Source organism: Maledivibacter halophilus, assembly GCF_900167445.1.
GTDB lineage: Bacteria > Bacillota > Clostridia > Peptostreptococcales > Caminicellaceae > Maledivibacter > Maledivibacter halophilus.
Genome location: NZ_FUZT01000005.1, coordinates 273,899 through 299,735 on the forward strand (window position 1 = coordinate 273,899; position 25,837 = coordinate 299,735).

Here is a 25,837-nt window from a genome sequence, read left to right on the forward strand (position 1 = left end):
GGTCTTTTTATACAATAAATAATAATTGGGAAAATTGCATAATATAAATAACCAGCTCTAAAATATTATAAATTTTCCAGAAAAAATGTAGTAGAGAAAATCAGGTGAGTTATCTATAGATATTCTAGTAAAACAATTAATTTATACACATCAAAAATCCTTAGAAACACTGGATATTTTGATATGTATAAATTAAGTTTTACTATGAGAAATCTATATATATTGTATTATTAAATTAATCTATCTTAATAATCTTTGAAAAAAACCATTAAGCTTAAATTTATGTGGCTCTATCTCATAAAAAAATACTTTGCAATCCACCGGCTCACCTTCTCGCTCATCATAATATTTGCTTTTAGCATCTCCTGTCATTATAAGCTCTTCTACTCCATCACCATTTATATCACCTTTGCTTAAAAAGGATATATCCCAAATATCATCTCTTCCTAAATCCTTCAAATGACCACCACTGTATATTTTTATCCATTTATTATCTTTTAAAGTGAAGGTATCCATCCAAGGTTCTATTCCTAACCTACTTCTTGTTTGAAAGATAATATCATCCTTTCCATCCTCATCCATATCATAGACTAAAAAATTATGGGGCTCTCTATAATATAAAGTCTTTGAATGAATATCAATCTCACCAGCTTCAGATTCAATAATCCCTTCATCCCTTCGCTCTATTTCAATGAATATACATTTTGATTCTTTAGTTCCATTTCCCTCATCCTTAATAAAATACAATTCATCAAAACCATCTCCATTAAAATCAGCCTTTGTTAATCCCAATCCCGTTGTGCTAATTTGATCATCATAGTTTTTAACAAATTCACCATCAGTAAAGGAATAGGATATTATTTTTCCGCTATAATAACATATAAGCTCTTTTTTACCATCCCTATCCTCTATGACTTCAATATCACGTTTATAGTCTAAAGCTTCTATCATATTGAATTTATCATTGATTTTCTTATATATTCTAATTTCTGATTCTTTCCCTTGTTCTAAGCTTACAATTACTTCAAACATCCCATCATTATCTAAATCTTCTATTTCCCAATCTATCATACGTGTTTCTTTATCCTCTAAAACAAAGCTATCTATTTTTTCAATTTTATTATTTTTCCAGTCATATATATTTATTGATAAAGATTTATTCTTCTCCGACAACCTTACAATTTCTTTATCATTATTATCATCCATATCATATAATCTTATATACAAAAAAGCTTCATTAAACTTCTGACTGTAGAATTCAGCAATTCCAAAGTTACTTATTTTATTAAGAAATTCATCTCTACTACTATACAAAATTACTAATAATGGTAACAATAATACAATAATTTTTACAATTCTATTTTTGCTACCTTTTTTACTTTGCATTTTTCAATCCCCCTATTGTTTAAACCAACCCTTTTACTTTTATCCCATAAATTTTTAATCCTTCCCTAATAAATCCTTAATAGCCTTTGCAATTAATTCATCCGACACATTCTCTAATTTATCACTTTTTTTACTCTTTTCCTCAAAAATATCTGATAATTCCTTTTCCTTAGGCTCTTGATTTCCCTTTTTAGAAGCCTTCTTTTTCTTTTTAAAAAACATATCCAATCACTCCTTTTATATATCTACCCCAATAGAACTTAATAAAGGAAATCATAAACTTATCAAATTATAATAATTATAATTTCCGTGATGTGTTTCAAAAAAGTCTACCTTTAAAAGAAGAATTCTCAGTGGCTACGACCGCAACTTTAACATGTTCTTTGCTTTAGATATTAAAATATCTTTTCTATTCAAATCAGGATTATCTAATATCATATTCAATAATTTATTTAGAATAATTCCTATTTCTTTACCCTGCCGAGCACCGATTTTCATTAAATCATGTCCATTTATATCTAAATCCTTTACAGTTAACGGGTGTTTTTCATTTAATATTTTTTCACTAATCTTCTTAGCTTTATTAATATTACTAAAATCACAGGGAGTTTTACCGCCTTTGACATCTGCCCTTTGAAGTTTAAATAGCTTATCAATATTTTCCCTACCAACTCTATTTATCAATCTTTTCATTGCCCTTGGAGTAACAACTTCATGTCTTAGCATATGTTCTCTAATTAACATTTTTACTGCTTTTATGGTCTTATTATCATACCTAAGTCTTTTTAATATCTTCCCAGCTAATTCCATCCCCTCCATGTGATGTCCATAGAAATGTCCTATATTTCTATCATCAACAGAAAAACACTCTGGCTTGGCAATATCATGCAATAATGCTGACAGCCTCAAAACCAGATCACTTTCTGTATTGTCTAATACAGCCATAATATGATAAAAAACGTCTTTATCATGGTGAGGATTTTTTTGATCAAAATTAACACATTTCTTAAGTTCAGGAATAATATACTGTAATAATCCAGTTGATTCTAACAATATAAATCCTTTAGATGGATTTTGGGCTAATAAAATTTTACTAATTTCATCCCTAATTCTTTCCTTACTAATTTTTAGAATATTTTTTGCTGAATTTCTTATGGCTTCAAAGGTTTCCATATCCAATTCATAATCCAATTGGGTTGAAAACCTAACAGCTCTCAACATTCTAAGATAATCTTCATTAAATCTTATTGTAGGATTTCCCACACATTTTATTATTTTATTATATATATCAGACAAACCATTATTGTAATCTATTAATCCTTCCTTTTCATTATAGGCCATAGCATTAATAGTAAAATCTCTTCGCTTTAAATCTTCTTTTAAATCATTGGTAAATTCAACTTCCCTTAGGTGTCTTCCATCTAAGTAATCCTTATCTATTCTATAGGTGGTCACCTCAAATGCCTTTTTGTCTATAAGAACTGTAACAGTACCATGTTTTAATCCAGTAGGTATTACTTTAAACTGACTAAAGATATCAAGCATTACATTAGGCTCAGCCCCGGTGCAAATATCCCAGTCATTGGGAACTCTACCCATAATACTGTCCCTAACACATCCACCAACTACATATCCTTCATATCCATTTTTATATAACATATCTAATATAATTTTGACTTCTTTAGGAAGCTGTATATTCACTTTAATAACCTGCCTTCAAATTTTCATGGGGGAATTTACCTTTTTCAATAAAAGCATCTACTAATTTTGCAGTATCCCATTTATAATGTATTTCCTTATGCCCATAGGGTAATATTATTATGTCACTTAAGCCCTCATGATGCACAGAGCTTGTTTTAATTCTTCCATCATTATCACCAGATAAAAACCTACCGATTAAAAGCCTGCTTTTATTCCCTGCTATGGCACCAACTTTAATTTTATCATTTTTTATAAACCCTATTTTCTTCACATATTCAGTTCTCAATGACTTTAAGGTCTTATAGGTGCTTGTAAAAAGCTTAAAGCGTTTTGCTACAATATCTGCAAGCTCACTTCCATTATTAGGAGTAGCAATTAAAACACAACTATTAATCCTATCAATATATTTAGTATTTAACAGAAATTTTCTTATTACTAACCCCCCTGTACTATGACCAATCAAGTTTATTTTTTCATTTTCCCTTAATCCATTTAAAATCTCCTCTATATTTTTTTCAAATACAGATAGTGCATAGTCAATCTCCTTATATGTTAAGGGTAAGTCTACTATAATACATCTATGCCCTAGCTTCTCAAGATTTGAGCCTAGAGTATACATATCTTTTTTATTTTTATTATATCCATGAACTAATACAGATATCTTGGTCATAAAAACATTGCACTCCGTTCCAAAGTAAAAATTCTTTAAATATTAATCTTGTTTATCTTTAATTATACTATATCAATTTTAAAAATAAATGATAATATAGATTTCCCATAGTAAACCTCAATTTATGCATATCAAAATATCCATTGTTTCTAAGGATGTTTAATATGCATAAATTAATTATTTTTCTGGAATATCTATAGAATTAAAAAAGCTCTAATGAAAATTTTCATTAGAGTTTTTCCTATCTTCTTCGTCTCTTTTTAAAATAAATTCATAAAGAAAGTAATAATACCTGCGTTGAAGAAATCTATAAACAAGCTGCCTATTAGAGGCAATATGAAGAATGCCCTTGGAGCAGATCCAAACTTACTTGAAAGAGCGTCCATATTTGCCATAGCATTGGGTGTGGCTCCCATTCCAAACCCACAATGACCGCAAGCCATAACTGCTGCTTCATAGTCTCTACCCATAATATTATATGTTACAAAATAAGCAAATAATCCCATAAGTAAAGCTTGTGCCATAAGCATTATAACCAGTGGACCTGCCAAATCAGATAATTGCCATAGCTGCAAGCCCATTAAAGCCATTGCTAAAAATATAGATAGAGAAGTATTTCCAATAATATCTATCTCTTTTTCATAAACTTTATAAGTATTAGTAAAATCAGATATATTTCTAATAATTGCAGCTGCAAACATAGCTCCAATATATGGAGGGAAAGTCAAATCAGTTTTTTCCAGTAATATTGATAATATAGTTCCAAGTCCCATAGCAATAATAATTTGTGAAACTGCTGACATGAAAGAACTTGCATTTATTTCTCTAGCTTCCTTATTCTCTGAAGTAGAAGCCTCGTGAAACAAAGCTTCATTATTTTCCTTGTTTAAAAGATTATTTTTTTCGATCAATCGTTTTCCTATAGGCCCTCCAAGCATACTTCCCATAATTAACCCAAAGGTTGCCGATGCCATAGCCACAGTTGTCGCCCCCATGGCTCCAGATTCTTCAAATATAGGCGCAAATGCTCCTGACGTTCCATGTCCTCCTGTCATGGGAACAGAACCAGTACTAAGTCCTATAAGATGATTCAAGTTGAAAACCTTTGCCAAAGCTATACCAACCACATCTTGCAGAGTCACTAAAATTACCGCTAATATTAGGAATAATAAAACCTGTATTCCGCCTTTTTTAAGTAGTTTAAAGCTTGCTGTAAATCCAACAGTTGTAAAAAATGCTGTCATAAATAATGATTTAAGTGTCATATCCATTTCAATTGTAAGAATATTTGTTTGTTTGAACACTAAAATTAGAATTGCAAATATTAGTCCTCCAATAACAGGAGCTGGTATACAAAATTTTTCTAAGAAATTTACTCTTTTCTTAATCCCCTGTCCTAAAAGTAAAATAAGTATTGCCAATGAAAGGGTTTGAACCACATCTAAACTCAACGTCATATCTCATACCTCCATTTATCTTATACATTAATCCCTTTAATAATATTATACGGAGGCACAACAATTTCTCATTAAATTCGACAGAATGCTACGCTGGTTTTTTTGATTTTTCTAATATTTCAATTATAATTAAGTAGTGATATCATCTTTCTGATAATTCAACTTAGAAATTACTCCTTCAATAAATTTTTTAATATTAATCTTTCCTCTATCTTCATTGGGATTATTGATATATCGCATTTCTTGCTTAACTTGCCTAAAATCAAATAGACTAGTGCTGTATTCAGTAAACTTACTGTTAAAGTAATCATCATGTCCTAATTCCGCTATAGTTTGAAGTGATTTTTGAATTGATCTTCTAACTCTTTGTTCTATAGTTCTTCTATTTATATTATGATTGGATTCCAAGCTTTCTTCCTTTGAAATTTCCTCATATAATTCTTGTAACTTATAAGTCGATGAAGGATTCATTTTCTTTATTTCAATTATTTTTATAATGATTTTTTTCAAGGCATTTGTACCGCTACTACCTATGATTCCTATATCGGTAAATATATTTTTTATTTGGTCATCTAGAGACATCCGTTTCATTGGTTTTGATTTTTTCACCCCATCAATGTCTAAAACAGCATTTTTTATTAATGCCACAGATCTTTCTAAATCAATGTTTCTACACACCCCTTTTATAACATTAATTGCTTCGATATTATTAATTGGCTTATTAATAAAGAATAATATTCCACTTTCATAGGCCTTTGAAACCATTTCCTCATCTTCAACCTGAGATATCATTATAAATTTACCTTTGTAATTTTGAAGCTTAGCCGATTTAGTTATTTCTATACCGTCCTTAACTGGAAGAAGTAAATCTATAAGTATTATATCGGGATTATAAAATAGAATTTCTTCTACTGCATATTCACCACTCTCCAATTCAGCTACTACCCTTCCAAGATTATTCTTACGTATTAAGAAGGCCATCATCTTTCTGATATTTACATCGTCATCAATTATTAGAAAAGTCTTGTCCATAAATATCACCCGCTTAATGAATTTTTTGGTATTATCAATTTGACTGTGGTTCCTTTATTAATTTTAGATGTAATCTCTATATCACCTTTTAAATTCTCCATAATATTCTTAATATGGGAAAGGCCTATACCAGTAGATGGTTTTCCTGTTACTTGATCATATTTTGTAGTAAAACCAGGATTAAAAACATAGGGAAGAATTTCTTCTTCAATACCATTTCCAGTATCTATGACCTCAAAATATATGTTTTCTTCGTCACTCCATTGGACTATCTTAATGGAATCATTATCCATGCAGGCATCTATACTATTTATAATCAAATTATTGAGTATTGAAAATAAATAATAATAATTTTTAAGTATGAAATTGTCCTTTAACTTAAAATGCATTTTTACAATTCTATTATTTTCAGTAAGATATCTATTGGTATTATCTCTAATAATTCCAAAAACATCTGCTAATGTCATTTTATCGTCATTTTCAAAATTTCTCAAGAAACTTTCAAAGCCCTTTAAAACCCTATAATAATCTTTTTTTATCTCATGTACCTCTCTGGAAATGTTTAAAGTCTTTTCCCTTAAAATCTTATCTTCTTTATAGCTTTCATACAAATTATAGCTTTTACTCATTACATCTTCTATATCCACCATAGATTTTTTTAGATAAAACATTTCCGCTTGAATATCCGATACTAATTTATTTAATTGTATATACCTTTTTTGATGCTCCCTTGCCAATATATATAACTCCTGCTTTTTATAAAACCAATATATAAAGTATGCAATAAAACTTCTGATAATGCCTGCCAGTACAATAATCTTAACTACACTAAATGAAATATTACTTCTCATTATAGTTTCGGCCACATTACTAAGGGAATCTATAAAGGCTAACAAAAATATAGTCTTAATAAGATTTTCCTTATCCTTTTTCACCTTTGTAATAAAGGCAAGAAATCCAAAAACCATATAATAAATCAAAGCTGGAAAATCAAGGAATATAGCTCCTTGAATTGTAATAGATTGAAATAGTACTACTAAAATGCTTCTAATTACAAAGACCGCTATTCCACACAAAATAGAAAGCCTTAATTCAGATATATCGTCATTTATTAAAATAATCAAATTTAACGCAATAATTCCTACAGAAAATCTTAGTTCACTTGTGAAAGGAAAAAAATATATTTCGCTTAAAAAAGCCACTGCTATTATTGCTAATAAATATTTCTTAGCTTTAGACATACAAACCTCCCTTCAATTCTTCCCTAAATTATATTTTACTATATTTAATTAAAAAAACACCTTCTTATCATAAAATATTTTTTATTAAAGAAGGTGTAATCTTTTAATTATACATTTTATCAATTGAATTTTGAGTTTCTTCATCTTCTAAAAATTCATCGAATGTGACTTTTTTATCAAAAATTCCCTTTGGAGTTATTTCCATTACTCTATTAGCAATTGTCTGAATAAACTTATGATCATGGGATGTAAAAAGCATAGTGCCTTTGAAAGCTATAAGTCCATCATTAACAGCTTGAATAGACTCCAAGTCCAAATGATTTGTTGGTTCATCAAGCAGCAAAACATTGGCACCGGACAGCATTAATTTTGAAAACATACATCTTACTTTCTCTCCACCGGAAAGAACATTAACATTTTTTAAAGGCTCCTCACCGGAAAATAACATTTTGCCTAAAAAGCCTCTAATAAAGGTCTCGGATTTTTCCTGGGAATATTGTCTGAGCCAATCAATTATATTTAAATTCACATCCTCAAAATACTCTGAGTTATCCTTTGGCAAATATGCCCTTGTAGTAGTAACTCCCCACTTAAAAGTACCTTCATCGGGCTCCATATCACCCACTAAAATTTTGAACAAAGTTGTTTTTGCAAGCTCATTTCTTCCAAGTAAAATAATTTTATCTCCCTTGGCTAAGGTAAATGAAATATTATTTAATATCTTAACCCCATCAATAGTTTTACTTATTCCATCAACGGTTAAAATATCCTTTCCAGCTTCCCTATCTGGAGTAATTCCAACAAAGGGATACCTTCTTGACGATGGCTGAATATCCTCTATGTTTATTTTATCTAAAAGCTTCTTTCTAGCAGTAGCTTGTTTAGCCTTTGAAGCATTAGAACTAAATCTAGCTATAAAGGACTGAAGCTCTTTAATCTTTTCTTCCTTCTTCTTATTTTGCTCCTTCATAAGTTTCAATGCCAATTGACTGGATTCATACCAAAAGTCATAGTTCCCAACAAATAGCTTTGCCTTTCCAAAATCAATATCCAGCATATGGGTACATACTTTATTTAAAAAGTGTCTATCATGGGATACTACTATAACAGTATTTTCATAATTTATTAAAAACTCCTCTAGCCAATTTATCGTTTTAAAATCCAAATGGTTTGTAGGCTCATCTAACAAGAGAATATCAGGATTACCAAAAAGAGCCTGAGCCAATAACACCTTGACCTTTTCACTGCCCTTCAATTCCTCCATTTTTTTATAGTGAAGCTCCTTGCCTATTCCTAGACCTAATAATAGCTTCTCTGCATTCACCTCAGCTTCCCAGCCATCTAATTCTGCAAACTCCCCTTCAAGCTGAGATGCCTTAATTCCATCTTCTTCACTAAAATCTTCCTTCTGATAAAGGGCATCCTTTTCCTTCATTATCTCATAAAGTCTTTTATATCCCATTATTACTGTATCCAATACAGTATATTCATCGAATTCAAAATGATTTTGTTTTAATACCGCAAGCCTTTCTCCTGGGGTTATAGATACATCCCCTGTATTCGGTTCAATATCACCAGACAAAATCTTGAGAAAAGTTGATTTACCTGCACCATTAGCTCCTATTACACCGTAACAATTTCCTGGGGTAAATTTTACATTTACATCTTCAAATAATTTTTTATCTCCAAATCTTAGTCCTACTCCTGTAACTGTAATCAAATTGATTTGTTATACATCCTATATTTGTATAACGTCCTCCTTTCGGTTTTTATACACAAAAAATTGCACAAGCTACTGTGCAATTTTATTAAGCTCATTCTATTATACATTTTTTTTGGAAATTATCAAGCTTGAGAAAATCACTTTAAGGATTTCATGCTTTTAATAGAGATTACAAGTAAATACTCTAATTTAATATTGCTTCTTTAAGCTCTTCTACTATCTTAGTCTCCAATTCTGTCGCCTCTGACACCTGCGTTGTCGATAGGCCCATCTTTAAAAGTCTTTTTGCTATTTTTACTTTTCCTTTCTCTATTCCTTTCTCTATTCCTTTTTCTATTCCCTTTCGTTCTATATCATCTAATGTTTTCTCTAGATTATATACCATATTTTCCACCTTATACACTTCCTATTCTTATGTACATTATACCAAATTAAAGGAGTTGTTAGCAATGCTAATTATCACAGTAAAAATAATTATCTCCTTACGTTAATCTTATTTTAATATTTGAGTAAATTACACAACAAATGGTTAAATTATTCACCTACTCAAAATCCTTCCTGCTCCTTCGATTTAATTCATGAAATTTTTAAATATTATTGCATTTTTCCCCAAAAATAGTATAATCTATATAGAGGAAAATTAAAAAGGTCGCCATAGCTTGTGAGTGGTGGAGCACTCACAAGCCCATGCAGGTACGAAGACTACCTACAAAGATAGCGTTAAGCTATCATAGCAACCTTATGTTATTATAACTCATTCTGTAAATTTTTTCAATAACATAAAGTGTGCGTGTAGGACTGTACAGCCCTGCCGTGCACTTTTTTAATTTTCCTCTCAAAACAAATTTTGAGAGGAAAATATATATGTCTTACAATGATTTAAAAGAGAAAGGGTGTAAAAAAGATCATTCCACCCTTTCCCAAAAGGAAAAAGATACGCCTTTAAAGGAAGAGCTAAAAGAAATAAAAGAATCCATCAATAATATGAGAAGCAAGATGTGCAAGATTGCAGGATTTGACAAAAAGAAAAACATTGTCATCAGTAGAGAAGCTTTAAAAGCTAGTCAAGAGCTTGATGTACTCATCACAAAATATTATCAAAAAAATAAGATATAGCCAGAAGAAATGATTTAAAAATGAGGGGCAAATAGTACAAAGGCCTCCTCATTTTTAAACTTCTTCTATTTTAAACTTCCTTCAACTGTGTTCACATAAAAATATTATGGTTCATCCCTACTCTCCTATTTTTGATTTTTCATGGTTTATGATTTTTTCTTTAATGGCAATACCATAGGCAAAACCAGTAAGCTTACCATTTGAACCAATTACCCTGTGGCAAGGTATTATAAGGGGTATGGGGTTCTTGCCATTGGCTGCACCAACTGCTCTTGAAGCATTTTCATTACCTAATTTTTTTGCTATTTCCTTATATGTAGTAGTCCTTCCATAGGGTATTTTACACAGCTCCTTCCAAACACTTTTTTGAAAATCCGTTCCCTCCAGATTAAGCTTGATATTAAATACCTTTCTCTTTCCACAAAGGAATTCTTTGATTTGACAAATCGAATCCTCAAAAAAATCATCATTTAAAATCCAATTCTTTGATATTTCAAAGCTTCTATTACCTTCTCCAGTATTTAAATGCAAATTCCTTAGTCCCAGCTTATCTCCCACAAGAATAATCTCACAAAAACTTGTATTAAACCTTGTATAATACATTATGTTCTCCCCTTCTTTATTGCATAATTCCATAAACAAAGAGTCGCATAAGCCCTATAGGGCCTCCATTTTTCTGCCATCTCTACAATCTGTTTAGGAGATGGCTTTATATCATCCTTTGTAAGTGCTTTAATAACGCCTAAATCCTTAAAGGGAAAACTATCCACCATTCCCAGCCCCCTCATGGCAACATAATTTACTGTCCAATCACCTATTCCCTTTATTGCTGAAAAATCTTTATAAAACTCTTCAAAAGACTGATTAGCACTAAGGCTAATTGACTTATTTGCAATGCTGCTTGTGGCCGCTTTTATTGTAGCTTGTCGCGTCTTAGTTATCCCAATGCCGTCAAGATCAACAGATTGAAGTTCCCATGGATTAGGGAAAAAATAGTCAAGTCCTTCTGGATAATTTGGACTACTTTTGATTGCAGTCTTTTCTACAATTCTTCCAGCCAAAGTTGTAGCCGCCTTTACTGTTATCTGTTGACCAAGTATTGCCCTTATGGTAAGTTCAAAGGCATCAAAAGCCACCGGTAATCTTGGTACCTGTCCACCTTCCATACCCTTTAATAGTATTTCGTCCTTAGAAAGCTTTTCTCTGATTACTTTGAAATCCCTATCAATATCAAACATCCTACGAACTTTATTATAAATCGCCATATAGCATCTTATATCATCACAGTTTATATTTAGCTCCAAAGCTGATTTTTTAGTGTTATTGGTAACAATAAAATATCCTCTTGTATCATTAATTCTAAAAGTTCTGCCATAAGTATTTTCTGTAATAGTTTCTATCCCTTTTATTGCTCTATCCTTCATAAAGGATAATATTTTATTGAAATTAAATGGCTCTTCGTAATAAATCAAAAGCTTCATTTTCCCATAGTTATTCTCTTTATCTGTGATTCCTTTTCTTACCATGGTAGGCGTTACACCAAATATTTCTTTAAAAACATCGTTAAATTGTCTCGTTGAACCAAATCCAGCAGCAGACGCAATTTCAGTTATGGATAAATCGGAGAAAAGCAATAATTTTTTTGCGAAGATTGATTTATGATACTTAGCTATTTTAATAGGAGGGATACCCAAATTTTCAACAAATAGCTTTCTTAGATGTCTAGCTGATATGAAAAGCTCCTTTGCCAAATCCTTAATAGAATTATAATTTAAATAGCCGTTATATATCATTTCAAGTGCTGAGCTCACTATTGAAGCACCATCAATATTCCCATTATAATATTCTACATTCACATCAGGTCTACATCTTAAGCAAGGTCTAAAACCTTGTTCAAGTGCCTCGAATACTGTGTCAAAATAAACAACATTTTCTTCCTTGGCAACAGGTGCTGGACAAGATGGTCTGCAAAAAATTTTTGTAGTTTTTACACCAAAGAAAAACTTTCCATCAAAGCTTTTATCTTTTGTTATTCTGGCTGTATGATATACACTATTGTCCATAATAACCTTTTTCCCTCCTTACAAATAAACTGTCTCTACCTATGGCCTAAATCAACTGGCTATGCTAGTTCTTCTAAATAATTAAATTAAGGATAATATTCCCATATGCAACCCAGCCAAGTTAGAATTATGCAATTTCCTCAATTTACTAGCACAACGGGTTAAATTAGTGTTCACTAATAAACTTGTCCAAAATATCATGCCATTCCCTTGGCTCACATTGGCCTCCATGGGTTTTTTCATTAAAGAGTAAATCAATTAGATACCGTGGTGTCTTACCACCATTAATCATTGATTTCACACAGGAAACGCAGTGTACTATCACATCTTCCAAAGGCATTTCATCTGCTCTTTTTTTCATTTGATGCTTAACCTTTTCGTTACTCATAAAACCATAAAAACTATCTCCACAGCACACTCCATTTTCCCTAGTTCTCTCTGGTTCAACAACTTTAATATTCATTTTAAACAATAATGTTCTGATTGCTTTATGAACTTTTCCATTAGTTCTAGTTGGACAAGCATCATGTATGGTCATAGCTTTTCCACGGTAATCAGGAAATGGAAAGGTTTCACTTTCAGCTAAAACCTCCCATAAGGAAATAGTTGAAATTCCATCATAAAGCTCACTATACCTCTTATGGCATCCGGAACATACATTAATAATTTTTGTTCCCTTTTTAAGATTCGGTTCATGTCTGCAACAAATCAAATGCTTATCCTTACAATCATTATTTTCTTTTAAATATTTAAGGAGCCTATCTGCTAATAATGGTTTATAAATCATCAAAGCACATCCCGGTGCAAATACTATATTCATTTTAAAACCTCCATATACAATATAATTTTGATATGTATAAATTAATTGTTTTACTGGAATATCTATAGATATATGACAATCACACTTAATAAAGGAAGGAGCCTCTGAGGTTTCCTTTTGAGCGATTTTTATAAACCAGTTTATCCTTTTCGTTATTCAATCTAAAACTGGTTTATTACATGAGCCAAAAGGATTCTCAGTGGCTACGACCGCAAATTAAACTTTTAAGGCCGTAGATTTTCCAATAGTAAATCTTAATTTATAAACACCTTTGAATTTGTTTCACTATATAATAAACTTTATATTTATAGAATAAATAAATCTGTTAATTGTAACAAGAGATTTTCGGATAGTGCATTGTATTTATATAGTATATTATATAATATAGTATTAGGCTTGAAACTTTAACTATGGTATAATTTTATTTATACATTTCTACCTAAATATCCAGACCTATCTTATTTCCAATGGGGTGATCTTATGATTCTAACAGTAAAAGATCTTTTCAATTTAAATAGAAATTTGAGTGAAATAAAAGTATTAGCAGGCTTTAACGGACTAGATAGACAAATCACGAATGTTCAGGTAATGGAAGCTCCCGATGGCGTCTACTGGGTAAAGGAAGGTGAGCTTTTAATATCTACAGGATTTGGCTTTAGAAATACCCCCGAAGAAATATCTGAGGCTTTAAAAATATTAATAGAAAATAAAGCAGCTGGGCTAGTAATAAAAATAGGAAGATTTATAAAAAAAATACCTCAAAGAGCCTTAGATATTGCAGAAAAATCAAACTTTCCATTATTGGAGTTTCCTGTTAAGCTGGGCTATAGAGACATTACCCACCCTATAATGGAAAAGCTTATGAATCAAGAGAATTATGAGTTTAAAATGCTGGATCAGCTTAGAAGTAGTCTTTTACAAACATGCTACAATAAAAATAATATAGAAGATACCTTAGCAGTAATCTCATGCTATACTAATAATTCTATAGTAATATTCGACAGCTATTTTAATATCCTAAAATATAATATTAGCGAAAAAAATAGAGAAGATTTATCAATAATTTTTAAAATATCAAATTATATAAAGATGGATTATAAAAAACTTATTAATAATAGTTCATCTATTAAAATTAATGATAATTTCTATAATTTCATTATATTTCCATTAATAAATGCCGATGAAATCATAGGCTATTTATGTACTTTTTCATTGCATGAAATAAACAAATTAGACAAGCTGGTTTTAAATCAATCAGTACCCTACGTAATTATATCATTATTATCCAAGAAGAAAAATAGACAAGATTCTTTACTAATCAGAAATGATTTTTTTAAAAATCTAATATTGGGAAACTATGTTTCTAAATCTATTATTAAAAGTGGAATAGATTATTTTAATTTAGAAGAAAATCTCAATAGAATGATAATGATAGTGTATATTGAAAACAGCACTTGTAAAATAGATTATCAAGCCTACAAAAACAAATTATTAACATATATAAATAACAATCCCATGCCCAATAGTTATGAAGAAATTATTTTTAACAATAATGAAGGTATTTTTCTTTTAAATCTTGAAAAAGATTTGGATATTTCAAATATACAAGCAAATTATTCAAAATGGTCTGATGATTTTCTAAAGAGCTTTAAATTTCTATATAAAAGAATTTCAATCTTAATTGGATTTGGAGATATATATGATAACTTGGAAAAAGTCAACAAGAGCTATAAAGAAGCAATTTTGAGCATAAAACTGGGACCTAAAATCATGAAAGACAAATCCTTTATTTACCATTATAATGATTTTAAACTATATCATATTTTATTTGAGTTTAGAAATCATCCCCTTTTAGAAAATATCTTTGAAGGGTCAGCAAAAAAACTAATTGATTATGACAAAAGCAATAACGCTCAGCTAATAAAGACCCTGGCATTATTTTATCAAAACAATAGCAATGTCCAGAAAACAGCTAAGGATTTATTTATCCATAGAAATACCCTTTACAGTAGATTAAAAAAAATTTCTCTATTAACAGCAATAGATCCGACTTCATCTGAGGGAAGTTTATTATTGCAATTGTCTTTAAAATTAATGGATATATATGAGTTGTATAAAAATAAATAGAAAATATAACTTAAAAGGATGCCAGCAGCATAATTGCTTTCTGGCATCTCTATAAGAAATCTATACTTTTCTAAACTTTGCTAAATACTATTTTTTCCCAAGTTTTAATGTTGATGAGAAGAAACTGTATATTGCTGAACCAGCTATAAAACCTGCACCAAGTACATATAAAGCACTTTGCCCTTCCTCTTTATATCTTTTTACAACTAAATATCTAATTATCAGGCCAATTATAACTGTTATTCCTGCAACAGGGAAATTAATTAAAAGCCCAGTAGCAAATAATACTCCCAGCTGTCTATCTGGTCCCCCTAAAAATTGTATTATTGCACCAGGTATAGCCCAGATCAGAAGGTTTTTAGCAACCGCCATACTTGCGCCAGCTTCTATTGTCGCAACATATACCCTATTTACAGGTGCAAATAAATCCTGTGCAAAGTAAAATCTATAAGCAATAGCAACTACTATAAAAGAAACAATAAATCCTAATAATTCAGCAAAATACTGCTGCTTTCTTCCTTGCTTTTCAAATTCCGAATCCTTCCCTTCACCTCTTAGTATCCATCCAGCTTTAAGGTCATAGGCCATATCTGCAAAAGCTGGTCCTGTACATGCGGTAAATCCTACTAATAACGCCAAAGCCAGTGGTGGAAATCCTATTAACATTCCAATAACTAAAAATATTAATGCCGTTGCAAAAGCTGGAAACCATCCAGAGTGCATAGCTGCAATTCCAACTATCAGCTCAGATGCTATTGCAGCCAGTGCTGCAAATACTATCCAAAGTATTAACATTCCCATAGACATTTCAGATGCAATCCCACCAATTAGTGCCAAAATCAAAGCAATTGCCAAATATGCTATATATCCTCTTCCTAAGCCTCTTTTCATTTCCTTTAATGACCTGGTAAATCCTGCCGGTGTATCACTATCATCAGATTTAGAAGTAACAATTTTAATTATTTGAATTAAAGCAACAAGTCCTGCTCCTATCATAACTCCATGGGGTAGATATATAGCATCCAGATCAATTCCAAAATACTTAGGTACATATCCTCTAACTATTAAGCCTACACCAAATGCCAATAATGCAAATGCATTTCCTATCCAGGTAACACCAAATACATCAGTGGGAATACCCAGATATTTGCCCACAATACCACCTGCTATGCCATACAATAACATCATTGCTTTCTTTCCCTTTTGCGCAGCTGCTAAAATTGCCTCTGCCGCTGCAATTCCAGGAGGCCATGCAGCTTTAGCAGGAAATGCCTCTGTGTCAAAACTAAAATAAAGAATAGTTGCGTCGGTTATAACTGCTAAAATTGCTCCTATTAGCATAGGCATTACTAAATCAGGTCTACCCATTAAGTATGGAATTCCTATAGGCAGTAATAACCCATTAGCTGCTGAAAAAGTAGCTCCAGAAATAGACGTTTGAATCAAGTTTTGTCTATTAATATCTTTAAAATTTCTAAATATTTTTAGTGGTATTCTAGCTATAAGTATTGCTAACAATGCCCCAACAATAGAAGTATTAGTGCTGATTCCCAACCTTGTAATCAACTCAAGCCCAATAATTGCACCTAATACTGAAACAATTATATTTAAAGCGATTGTTGCCGGTTCAAATGCTGAAGGATGTTTCTTAGACATATTGTTCTCATTATTTTTCAACATAGTAATCCTCCTTAACAAATTTCATTAATCATCCTAGCAATTAATGTTCTAGGTAAAATCACATACTTACCTGTTATGCCCTTTACCAATTCCTTCATTTCACCTGTATAACCCATACAATCCATGAAAATAAATTTTACATCCTTGTCTATAAGCTTTTGTGCAGCTTTTTTCACATTTTCTACATCCCCATAGGGAGAAGCTATTTCAATGCTAATTTCTGATTCCCCATTTTTCCACCATTCTATTGCCTGAGTAATCTGATCTTCATGGGGTAGTATTACCCCAATTTTTTCTCCTGCTGCAAGCTTAGAAACAGTTGTATGCAATAATTCATGGGGCTTTATTAGCAAAGAATTATGTTTAAACTTAGGAAATTTCCCAGTACACAATAGCAAAATTGTTTCTATACCCTCTATTTCAAGCTTGTCTATACATTTTTGCAATAAATTTATAATATACTTTTCCCCTATTCTTACCTGTCTTCCATCCCTCATCCTTGTAACCAATACACTATCACCTTTTTGAGGGGAAAATTTTTCTAATACTTCTTCATATTTGTACTCATCTAAAGCACCACACTGCTTTAATAATATTTCCTTATTTAAAATATTTTCTATATCGGGAATTAAATCATTTCTAGGTGATTGTCCTATAGTTATAATCCCTAGCTTTTTTCTCTTTTCTTCCTTTAATAATCCACTTTTATATCCGCATCCAATATGATTTTTACAGCTTTTACAAGGTGCCTCACATTCTACAAGGGATTCTCTAGTGCCAGATATATATTTTCTTTCATTTTTTATTTCCATTACTGCTTCTAATATTTTATTTACTTCCTCATCTCTTCCCCATACTTCTAGGGTCACACTACCATTAGCTTCATTCAACCCACCGGAACCTACAGCTTGACATTCAACATTGGCCAAATATTTTATTGCTTCGATTTCCCTTATTAATTCACCACTAATAGGAAATAGTCCAACTGCCATGCCAGTAGAAACATCCTTTCCTTTTCTGCCACTTCTATTTATTATTTCATCTAAATTCCCGGGGATCATTTTTTCTATACCTACTGGAATGAGCACAGGTATCCCCTCTGTATACCACGAGCTGAGGGATTGTCCAATATTTCCTCCACCTGGGCTTCCTGCCATAAGGGCTGCTTTACCATTACTATCAAAGGCATTAGCACCACATACAATTAAGTCATCTGAACTTAACTCTTTCATAACTTCAGCTACTTCTTCATCTATATTTCTCCACTTTCCATTTTCTACAAGTATAGTGTGGGGCTTTCGAGAATCACTTAAAGATGATACTGTTCCCCTTTGAGTAATTCTTCCGCATATTCTTAAGGGGGTATTAAGCATGAATTCAGATATTCTAGATACCGTTGTACCACCCTTCAAAACAATTTTTCCCTTTTCATATGCTCCTTTCAATTTTGGATGTTTCATGGTTCCTAAAGCTATCAATTGTTTTGATTCCTCAACTAATAAGGTAAACTGTATCTTCATTTTTCTACTCTCCCATAGTCTGGAACTTTTTCAAATTCCCATATAGTTTAACTATCCTATTAAATTCTTCCTTATTGTAAAACTCACATTTGTCTTCTCCAAAATCCTTTGCTACTTCTAGTACAAACCTAGCGGCCATTTCTATATCAATAGGATGGGTGGCTCCTGTGGCACATCCAGCAACTGGTACTTCTGTAGTTATTGCCACTCCAATTACTGGTGCCAAGGTAGATGTTGCAGGCTGCAATATACTATTTAAATGATACAAATCATTTCCATAGGGAGTTATATCCTGCTGTGATAATGGAAATACTTTAGGCATCTTTCCTGTTGTTCTCATCATAATATCTAATAAGCTATCACTGACTTTTAAAATATATCCTTCCTTAACCGTAGGAGAAATAGCAAATCCTCTTCCATTTATCACTTTATTGCCCTTGGTTGTATCTATAGATAATATTGCATCCATATCTTCATCAACCTCAAGTCTATTCATGGTTTCCATATCCACTGGAGAATCCATAAAAGCCACAGGCCTATGAGGTCTGGTAGGAGCATTAGGACAAATATGGGTTGTTACTATTACATCTCCCTTTAATACATCTGAGTGACTATGCATTTTAACTAATTTTAAAGCAGTGGATAATGCCGTTAAAGCTCCATCTCCATCGGATACAAAGCCAGTCATTTCTGGTCTTGCTCCTAATCCACCTAGTCTTCCTATAATTCCAAGAGTAGGAACATTTCCTCCTTTCCTTTTACCAGCACTACCTTCAATAACTACCTTTATAAAGTCAGTACTTCCCTTTTCACCCTTTACCTGCTCCACTATCACTTCCTTTGCTCCTTCATTTCTTAAAAAGTCAGCAACCTCTTCTCCACTAGCATTTGGTTTATCAAGGAGCTCATACATATCTACCACTTGTTTTAACATATAATATTCCTCCTAAACTAAAAAATATATTTAATCATTGGTTTATTAATAATCTTTTCAACATCTCTAAATAAATCTATGTCATACATACCTTTTCCAAGGATTAGATTGGATCTAGGTACCTTAATTAAAATAATATTGTCACCTTCTTTTATTTGGGCACTTGTCTTAACCTTTCCAGTATCAGCATCCATGGTCGCAATCAAATCGGGAAATGTGGCTAATCTTTGACCAGAGCTTTCAATAGTCATATACTCATTCCAAAAAGTAAGGGAAACCAGTTTTTCATTGGCTCTGATATTTACATTGCCAACATCAAATCCACCCTTTATTTTCAAATGGCAAGAATCAACATATCCTTTAGCAATTACTTCAATTTCTAATACTTCAGACAATTTATTTAATATTTTATCTACTTTTCCTTCATTTTTAACAAATACATTACCTATATCTATAGCCTGCATCAGTCCTCCTATTGCTGCATTTTTCTTTACAAAACCAGCATTTACACAGTTCCTCAATACAGTTACTAATCCACCGGCCTGAGCAGCTGATTCCCTGACTAATTTCGATGTAAATTTAAGTCCACCATATGCAGCTATCTCCAGATTTTTTTCTGTTTCTTTTTTGCCTCCAGCTGCTATCTGCCATGTTTTGTATCCTAGTTTAGTACTAAGTCCCATACTTCCCATGGCTCCAGTAGGATGGGCTCTTCCATTACAAGGAGCATCAATAATCGGTTTTCCAGTAATTGCAGATAAAATCCAACCATTTGTAGTAGAGTGCCCACCATTTTCATTGGTTATAATTCCTTGAATTATTTCTCCAGATACTTTTTCATATAATTCATAAACCCTTTTACAGTGTTCTAGAGATACATATCCTTCTTTAGAAGCTGGAGAGCCTACAGCTGAAGCAGTGATAATCTTCCCATTATCAGGTAATTTATCTATGGATATAATCTTTACCTTTCCTAATTCTAACGCTTCATCTACTGCTTTAAGACCATTTTCCAAGGATCCACCACCACCACCGCCCAAGAAGACTCCACCATATACTGCAGCTCTACCTATCTCTTTAGTAAGCTCTATTGTATATGTTTCTTTCATAGATTATCACCTCCAAAAACTTTTCTGTATCTACACATTCCAATCATCATTAGCCCTTCAGCAAACACAGCGTCTATAACTTGTATACTGATATGTTCCTTTAATAATAATGAGGCCTTAGCAGTCGATAAACCAGTACAAGCAAAAGCTATTACTTGCCCGCCCTTTTCTTCTAATTTTTGGGCTGATCTAATTATTTCTTTCTTTCCTTCTTTTGTTTGAAGATCATTGGTGTTCTTTACATTATGGGGTTTTTCGTATCCAATCAAATTATTTCCCAATACCTCAATATAGCTCTGTGGAGCTTTTTTTCCTATGCCTATAACCCCTACCTTTTTCCCTATATTAAGACTGTAGGCTGCAGTTGGGGTTCCAGCTCCAGTTACTGGTATAGAAAGAATCCCTTTTAATTCCTCTACAGCAGGGTCCCCTGCACAGCTAATAATTAGACCATCTAAACTTTCTTGCCATCTTTTTGCTAAAGATATTATTTTAGGTACTGCAATTTTATGGGATTCATCGTCATATATTCCATTTGGCTGGTCAGGTATACATTTTGTTTCTGTTTTTACTTCGGGGAAGTATTTTTCTAACAATTCCCCATGGATATTCAGTATATTCTCATCATCGGTTGTCAAGACTCTCAATACACCTAGCTTTAATTTATCCATTGATTTCACCTCCTTGGTACAGTTTGATATATTGGGAATATTTTGAATATTCCAGGTATTGTTATAGTTTATATGTTATTGCAAATTGAAGTCTAATTAGATAGTGAAACAATATTGTCATTTAAAATAAATTTGGGAAAACATAATATTCGATATTTATTTTCAAATATCTTTGGTAGGTCAGTAATTTTTAAGGAAAATTATATGCCATATTGGACTCTAAGAATATCAATTATCTCAATCTATAAAATTTACGAATTTAGAAGGGTCATTTTATAAAAATTTCCATTTATATAGATATACGCCAATAAAACTTAAGAAGGGAAGTGGCCTCTGAGGTTTCCTTTTGAGCGATTTTTATAAACCTGTTTATCCTTTTTATTATTTATCTAAAACAGGTTTATTACATGAGCCAAAAGGATTCTCAGTGGCCAAGACCGTAAATTAAACTTTTAAGGGCATACATCTATATAGATTTCCCACAGCAAAACTTAATTTATCCCTATGAAAATATCCAATGGTTCTGAGGATTTTTATATATATAAATTAATTGTTTTACTGGAATATCTATATAATACTAATAACCAAAAACTTTTAATGCCTTGCAATATTTTACAGCTTCTGGATCTACATATACTCCATTTTTCTCTAATAATTTCCCATCTAATTTAATTGTTGGTTTTGATACAACTCCATCAGTATGGGCTGCTGCATCCCAGAAGGCCCCCATAAGACTTTCTCCTTGACTGCCAATTCCAAATTCTATACAGCCAAATATTCTCTCATCTTCTACTATTCTACCAGTGGCCTTTATAACTCCAGGGTTAAATCCTAATGAGTAGTGGGCTAACCTGAACATGTTTGGATCATTGAAACCCTTAAGCCAGCTTTCAAATGTTTTTGCATCGTCTCCTCCCTCTATTTTTGTAACTATTCCTTTTTCAAGGGTTAAGACAATATTATTGTTTAGAATTCCAAGTTCTGAAGGAGGAAATGCTGCAGCATCAAATACTATAGTTCCATTAATAGTTTCTTCTACTGGACACCAGCTTACCTGACCAGCTAACATAATAGGATATCCTTTTTTTGTGGCCAACTGCCCTGAATGCTTGACTTTTCTGCCTTTATTATAGGCATGTAAATTTGTACCATTTTCATCCTCAATTATTACCTCATTTGAATCCTGAACAAGCTGTGTTAAGTATTCTCCAAACTCTACCACAAGGTTGTAATCGATTTTACCTATTGTGTTAACAAGCATAGTAACGTCCATACCTGTTAAACATGTGTATCTTGCACCATTTGCCAAGGCCTTTTGAAAACACGGACTATGCATAACACAATAATAAGCTAATTCAATCCATACATCTGCATATTCCACTGCACTTGCAACAGGCTTTGGTGGTTCTTCGAAGGATTTATAGGTAGTTGGATAATAAACTACTACCGGCTTTCCTCCAAAGGCATTTGCTGCCCTAGCTATTGCTTCAACAACCCTTCTATCTGTGGATGTATCTGCAGTTATTACTACAGTTTCTCCTTCCTTAACCAGCATAACGTCCTTTACAAGTTTTAATGCTGCCTTTGAGACTTCATATGATAAATAGTCCTGAGTCATTTCAATGCCTAAGGGATATTCCATGAAAACACCTCCAGTTAATATAAAATTTAATATCCTTGAACTCCTAATTTTTTACATAACCCTACTACTTCTGGGTGTAAATATACTCCATCCTTTTCTAAAATTTCACCATCTAATATGATAGTAGGAGAGGATACAACACCATCGGTATGGGATGCCGCTGACCAGCACTCACCCATTATCATTGCACCCTGAGAGCCCATTCCAAATTCCATACAGCCGAATATTCTCTCATCCTCAACTATTCTTCCCGTTGCCTTAGTTACCCCTGGATTAAATCCAAGTGAATAGTGGGCCAATCTATACATATTAGTATCATCTAAATCTTCAAGCCATCTCTTAAATTTCTCAGCATCCTTACCACCTTCAATTTTTACTGCTATACCATCTTTAAACTCAATTTTCACATCATCTTGTAATATTCCTAAATCATAGGGAGGCCATAGTGCTGCGTCAAAAACAAGAGTCCCATTAATGGTTGTTTCAATTGGACACCAGCTTATTTGTCCACCAACCATTATTGGATATCCCTTTTGGGTTGCCAATTGTCCAGAATGTCTCACCTTTCTTCCCTCATTTTTAGCTACTAAATGAGTTCCATTGTCAGACTTTATCACTATCTCATTTGCATTTTCTACTATTCTCTTTAAGCATTCTCCAAGTTCAACTAAAATTGGATAGTTTACTTTACCTACTGTATTAACAATCATTTGTACATCCATTCCAGTAGCACATATATACCTGCAGCCATTTTTTAAAGCCTTTTTCCAGGAAGGTGTATGCATTAAATTGGCATATGCGTATTCAATCCAAACCTCTGCATTGGAAACTGCTCCCCCTACAATACCATTGGGTTCCTGACAAGCATTTGGAGCTGTAGGATAATAAACCACCACAGGATTTCCATTTATTGCATATACAGCATTTGCTGTAGCCTCAACTACCCTCATATCAGTAGATGAGTCAGCAGATATGAGTACATTTTCCCCTTCCTTAACAAGCATTACATCCTTTACCAGCTTATAAGCTGCACGATTTGTTTCAAAGGACAAATAATCCTTTGTATTTTCAATACCTAAAGCAAGTTCCATATTAAGACCTCCTAAATGTTTTGTGATTTATTTTTTAGCCCTAAATTAAATATAAATAGAGCTTTAATTATTGATGATACTATTTGATCAATTCATAAATTGCTTGGGCATATATCTTGGAAATCAATATTAAATCTGAAAGTGATATATATTCATCGGGCTCGTGGGCCAATTCCCTTTGCCCGGGAAATACTGGGCCGAAGGCAACGAAATTATCAAGATATCTACAATAGGTTCCACCACCTATTGCAATCAGCTCAGGATTCTGATCCATCATTTCCTTATATACCTTTTGTAAAGTTTTAATGAGCTTGGATTTTGGATCAACATACAATGGTTTTTTATCTTGGATTTCCAAAAGTTTTATACTATCATCATTACATAAGCTGCAAATTTTTTGCCATATTTCATCCTTCTGGGCCATAACCGGATATCTAATATCAAAAACTGCCCTTCCCTTTACATCATCTATTTCAACAACACCTATATTCAAGGTCAAATCTCCTGAAATTTCGTCATTGCAATAAAATCCAGCCTTTTTGCCATTTACATCCTCAGTTAAAGCTCTTAGTACATCGATATATTTTTTAAACTTAATTGAGGCAATATCCAATTTAGAAAGTATTTCTATGATAATACTGATAGCATTAATTCCTAGCTCAGGAGTACTAGCATGGGCAGATTGTCCCTTTACTTCAATAATTACAAAGTCATCTTCTTTATTAATGGTCACTAATTTTCTCTTTGTGTATTCTAAACTGTTTACAGCATTAGAAATATTCTTATCTCCACTTCCCTTAACCTTCATCTCAGCCTTTGCATAATCAGGAACTACATTTGCTCTGGTTCCCCCTGATACCCTCAAGAGCTTTAATTTTTTTCTATCATTCTTCTTCTCATTAAAGGTTCCTTGTATTTCAAATCTAAGAATGCCCTTTTCTGCATAAATAACAGGAAATTCAGCATCGGGAGAAAAACCACATTTAGGTTTCTCACATTTTTTAAGATAATATTTTATTCCCCTGCCAAGGGTTTCTTCATCAGTACCAATAATCAATCGGCATCTTTTGCTTATTGGTATCTTAGATTTTTCTATAGCCTTTAGAGCATACATACAGGCTATAAGTGGCCCTTTATCGTCTAAAGCTCCACGACCATAAAGCTTTCTATCCTCTATCATTCCTTCATATGGCGGATACGTCCATCCATTCCCTTCAGGCACTACATCAATATGAGCCAATACCCCGACCATGTCTTTACCATGACCTATTTCCACAAATCCTGCATATCCATCTATATTTTCACTCTTCATCTCCAATCCTTTTCCTAGATCCAAGGTATAATTTAAAGCCTTATCTATACCTTCACCAAAGGGTTTAGTTTTATCATTTCCTTCTTCAAGAACACTTTTTATTCTTACAGTTTCTATAGTTGAGTTAATTATATTTTCTGCCATACTATCGATTATGTCATTCAATACTTTTTCCATAAAAAATCTCATCTCCTTCTAAACATCATCTAAACCATATCACTTCCTATATAACTAAATTCATTTCTGATTGAGCAAATTCCATAATTCTAACTTGGTTAGATTGCATAATATATAGTAGTACTTTAAAAATTTTTAAACTTACATTTTTAACTTATTTATAATTTCTCGAAATTTGTCTTTTTTACCTTTATGCATTTATCCAATTATAATCCTGCTATTTTATACACAATGTACAATAGGTTTTTATATACGGTTAAGCTCTTAAAATAAAACTTTTTGCGATCCACCCACAATCCTCATCCCAGTTATACCCTTACATACATCATCAAGTGTTTTCTAATCAAATACTAAACATCGTAAAA

22 protein-coding genes are annotated in these 25,837 nt (G+C 32.2%); 2 read left to right on the forward strand and 20 right to left on the reverse strand.

What is annotated here, in order from left to right; all coding sequences use genetic code 11:
* Window positions 1-240: 240 nt before the first annotated feature.
* From B5X81_RS11580 to B5X81_RS11615, 9 genes are all read right to left on the reverse strand, one after another.
* Entirely contained in the window at window positions 241-1,386 is a 1,146-nt protein-coding gene (locus tag B5X81_RS11580; protein WP_079491900.1) for a hypothetical protein, read from the reverse strand.
* A gap of 54 nt (window positions 1,387-1,440) precedes the next feature.
* Window positions 1,441-1,608 carry a hypothetical protein gene (locus B5X81_RS27430; protein ID WP_170917388.1) on the reverse strand — a complete coding sequence of 56 codons (168 nt, stop codon included), beginning with the start codon at window positions 1,606-1,608 and terminating at the stop codon, window positions 1,441-1,443.
* 135 nt (window positions 1,609-1,743) lie between these two features.
* Window positions 1,744-3,087 carry a CCA tRNA nucleotidyltransferase gene (locus B5X81_RS11585; RefSeq protein ID WP_330397372.1) on the reverse strand — a complete coding sequence of 448 codons (1,344 nt, stop codon included), beginning with the start codon at window positions 3,085-3,087 and terminating at the stop codon, window positions 1,744-1,746.
* Between the two features lies 1 nt (window position 3,088).
* The gene (locus tag B5X81_RS11590) at window positions 3,089-3,757 is read right to left on the reverse strand and encodes an alpha/beta fold hydrolase (protein ID WP_079491902.1); all 669 of its coding nucleotides are present in this window, start codon (window positions 3,755-3,757) and stop codon (window positions 3,089-3,091) included.
* A 260-nt stretch (window positions 3,758-4,017) separates the two neighbouring features.
* A complete protein-coding gene (gene gltS, locus B5X81_RS11595; protein ID WP_079491903.1) occupies window positions 4,018-5,214 on the reverse strand; it encodes a sodium/glutamate symporter in 1,197 nt (398 codons plus the stop codon).
* Window positions 5,215-5,343: 129 nt separating this feature from the next.
* Window positions 5,344-6,246 carry a DNA-binding domain-containing protein gene (locus B5X81_RS11600; protein WP_079491905.1) on the reverse strand — a complete coding sequence of 301 codons (903 nt, stop codon included), beginning with the start codon at window positions 6,244-6,246 and terminating at the stop codon, window positions 5,344-5,346.
* Between the two features lie 5 nt (window positions 6,247-6,251).
* Complete coding sequence (locus tag B5X81_RS11605; protein WP_079491906.1) at window positions 6,252-7,487, reverse strand: ATP-binding protein; 1,236 nt, start codon at window positions 7,485-7,487, stop codon at window positions 6,252-6,254.
* A 103-nt stretch (window positions 7,488-7,590) separates the two neighbouring features.
* Window positions 7,591-9,207, reverse strand: coding sequence for an ABC-F family ATP-binding cassette domain-containing protein (locus tag B5X81_RS11610; RefSeq protein ID WP_079491908.1), 1,617 nt, complete (start codon window positions 9,205-9,207; stop codon window positions 7,591-7,593).
* A 187-nt stretch (window positions 9,208-9,394) separates the two neighbouring features.
* Window positions 9,395-9,595 carry a hypothetical protein gene (locus tag B5X81_RS11615; protein ID WP_079491909.1) on the reverse strand — a complete coding sequence of 67 codons (201 nt, stop codon included), beginning with the start codon at window positions 9,593-9,595 and terminating at the stop codon, window positions 9,395-9,397.
* 479 nt (window positions 9,596-10,074) lie between these two features.
* Between B5X81_RS11615 and B5X81_RS11620 the strand changes: the two genes are divergently transcribed.
* Complete coding sequence (locus tag B5X81_RS11620; protein ID WP_079491911.1) at window positions 10,075-10,326, forward strand: aspartyl-phosphate phosphatase Spo0E family protein; 252 nt, start codon at window positions 10,075-10,077, stop codon at window positions 10,324-10,326.
* A 117-nt stretch (window positions 10,327-10,443) separates the two neighbouring features.
* On the opposite strand, the gene B5X81_RS11625 is transcribed toward B5X81_RS11620, so the two are convergent.
* The 3 genes from B5X81_RS11625 to B5X81_RS11635 form a co-directional block, all read right to left on the reverse strand.
* Window positions 10,444-10,929 (reverse strand): methylated-DNA--[protein]-cysteine S-methyltransferase, encoded by a 486-nt coding sequence (locus tag B5X81_RS11625; RefSeq protein WP_079491912.1) that lies wholly within the window; start codon window positions 10,927-10,929, stop codon window positions 10,444-10,446.
* Window positions 10,929-12,389, reverse strand: a complete 1,461-nt coding sequence (locus tag B5X81_RS11630; RefSeq protein WP_079491914.1) for a DNA-3-methyladenine glycosylase 2 family protein — start codon at window positions 12,387-12,389, stop codon at window positions 10,929-10,931. The genes B5X81_RS11625 and B5X81_RS11630 overlap by 1 nt, the downstream gene beginning before the upstream one ends.
* Before the next feature lie 166 nt (window positions 12,390-12,555).
* Window positions 12,556-13,209, reverse strand: coding sequence for a (Fe-S)-binding protein (locus tag B5X81_RS11635; RefSeq protein ID WP_079491915.1), 654 nt, complete (start codon window positions 13,207-13,209; stop codon window positions 12,556-12,558).
* Window positions 13,210-13,689: 480 nt separating this feature from the next.
* Here B5X81_RS11635 and B5X81_RS11640 point away from each other — a divergent pair, with 480 nt between their 5' ends.
* Window positions 13,690-15,336, forward strand: coding sequence for a PucR family transcriptional regulator (locus B5X81_RS11640; RefSeq protein WP_079491917.1), 1,647 nt, complete (start codon window positions 13,690-13,692; stop codon window positions 15,334-15,336).
* A gap of 87 nt (window positions 15,337-15,423) precedes the next feature.
* Here B5X81_RS11640 and B5X81_RS11645 read toward each other — a convergent pair whose 3' ends face one another.
* The 8 genes from B5X81_RS11645 to pepV form a co-directional block, all read right to left on the reverse strand.
* Window positions 15,424-17,016, reverse strand: coding sequence for an OPT/YSL family transporter (locus tag B5X81_RS11645; RefSeq protein ID WP_079491918.1), 1,593 nt, complete (start codon window positions 17,014-17,016; stop codon window positions 15,424-15,426).
* 11 nt (window positions 17,017-17,027) lie between these two features.
* Complete coding sequence (locus B5X81_RS11650; RefSeq protein WP_079491920.1) at window positions 17,028-18,536, reverse strand: AroM family protein; 1,509 nt, start codon at window positions 18,534-18,536, stop codon at window positions 17,028-17,030.
* Window positions 18,537-18,540: 4 nt separating this feature from the next.
* A complete protein-coding gene (locus B5X81_RS11655) occupies window positions 18,541-19,470 on the reverse strand; it encodes a DUF1177 domain-containing protein (protein WP_079491921.1) in 930 nt (309 codons plus the stop codon).
* Between the two features lie 17 nt (window positions 19,471-19,487).
* Window positions 19,488-20,579 (reverse strand): S-methyl thiohydantoin desulfurase domain-containing protein, encoded by a 1,092-nt coding sequence (locus tag B5X81_RS11660; protein WP_208985043.1) that lies wholly within the window; start codon window positions 20,577-20,579, stop codon window positions 19,488-19,490.
* Entirely contained in the window at window positions 20,576-21,250 is a 675-nt protein-coding gene (locus B5X81_RS11665) for an aspartate/glutamate racemase family protein (protein WP_079491923.1), read from the reverse strand. Before B5X81_RS11665 ends, B5X81_RS11660 begins: the two co-directional genes overlap by 4 nt.
* Before the next feature lie 577 nt (window positions 21,251-21,827).
* Window positions 21,828-22,892 carry an aminopeptidase gene (locus B5X81_RS11670; protein WP_079491924.1) on the reverse strand — a complete coding sequence of 355 codons (1,065 nt, stop codon included), beginning with the start codon at window positions 22,890-22,892 and terminating at the stop codon, window positions 21,828-21,830.
* Between the two features lie 26 nt (window positions 22,893-22,918).
* On the reverse strand, window positions 22,919-23,983 hold the full coding sequence (locus B5X81_RS11675) for an aminopeptidase (protein WP_079491926.1): 1,065 nt from the start codon (window positions 23,981-23,983) through the stop codon (window positions 22,919-22,921).
* A gap of 79 nt (window positions 23,984-24,062) precedes the next feature.
* The gene (gene pepV / locus B5X81_RS11680; protein ID WP_170917389.1) at window positions 24,063-25,472 is read right to left on the reverse strand and encodes a dipeptidase PepV; all 1,410 of its coding nucleotides are present in this window, start codon (window positions 25,470-25,472) and stop codon (window positions 24,063-24,065) included.
* Between the last annotated feature and the right edge of the window lie 365 nt (window positions 25,473-25,837).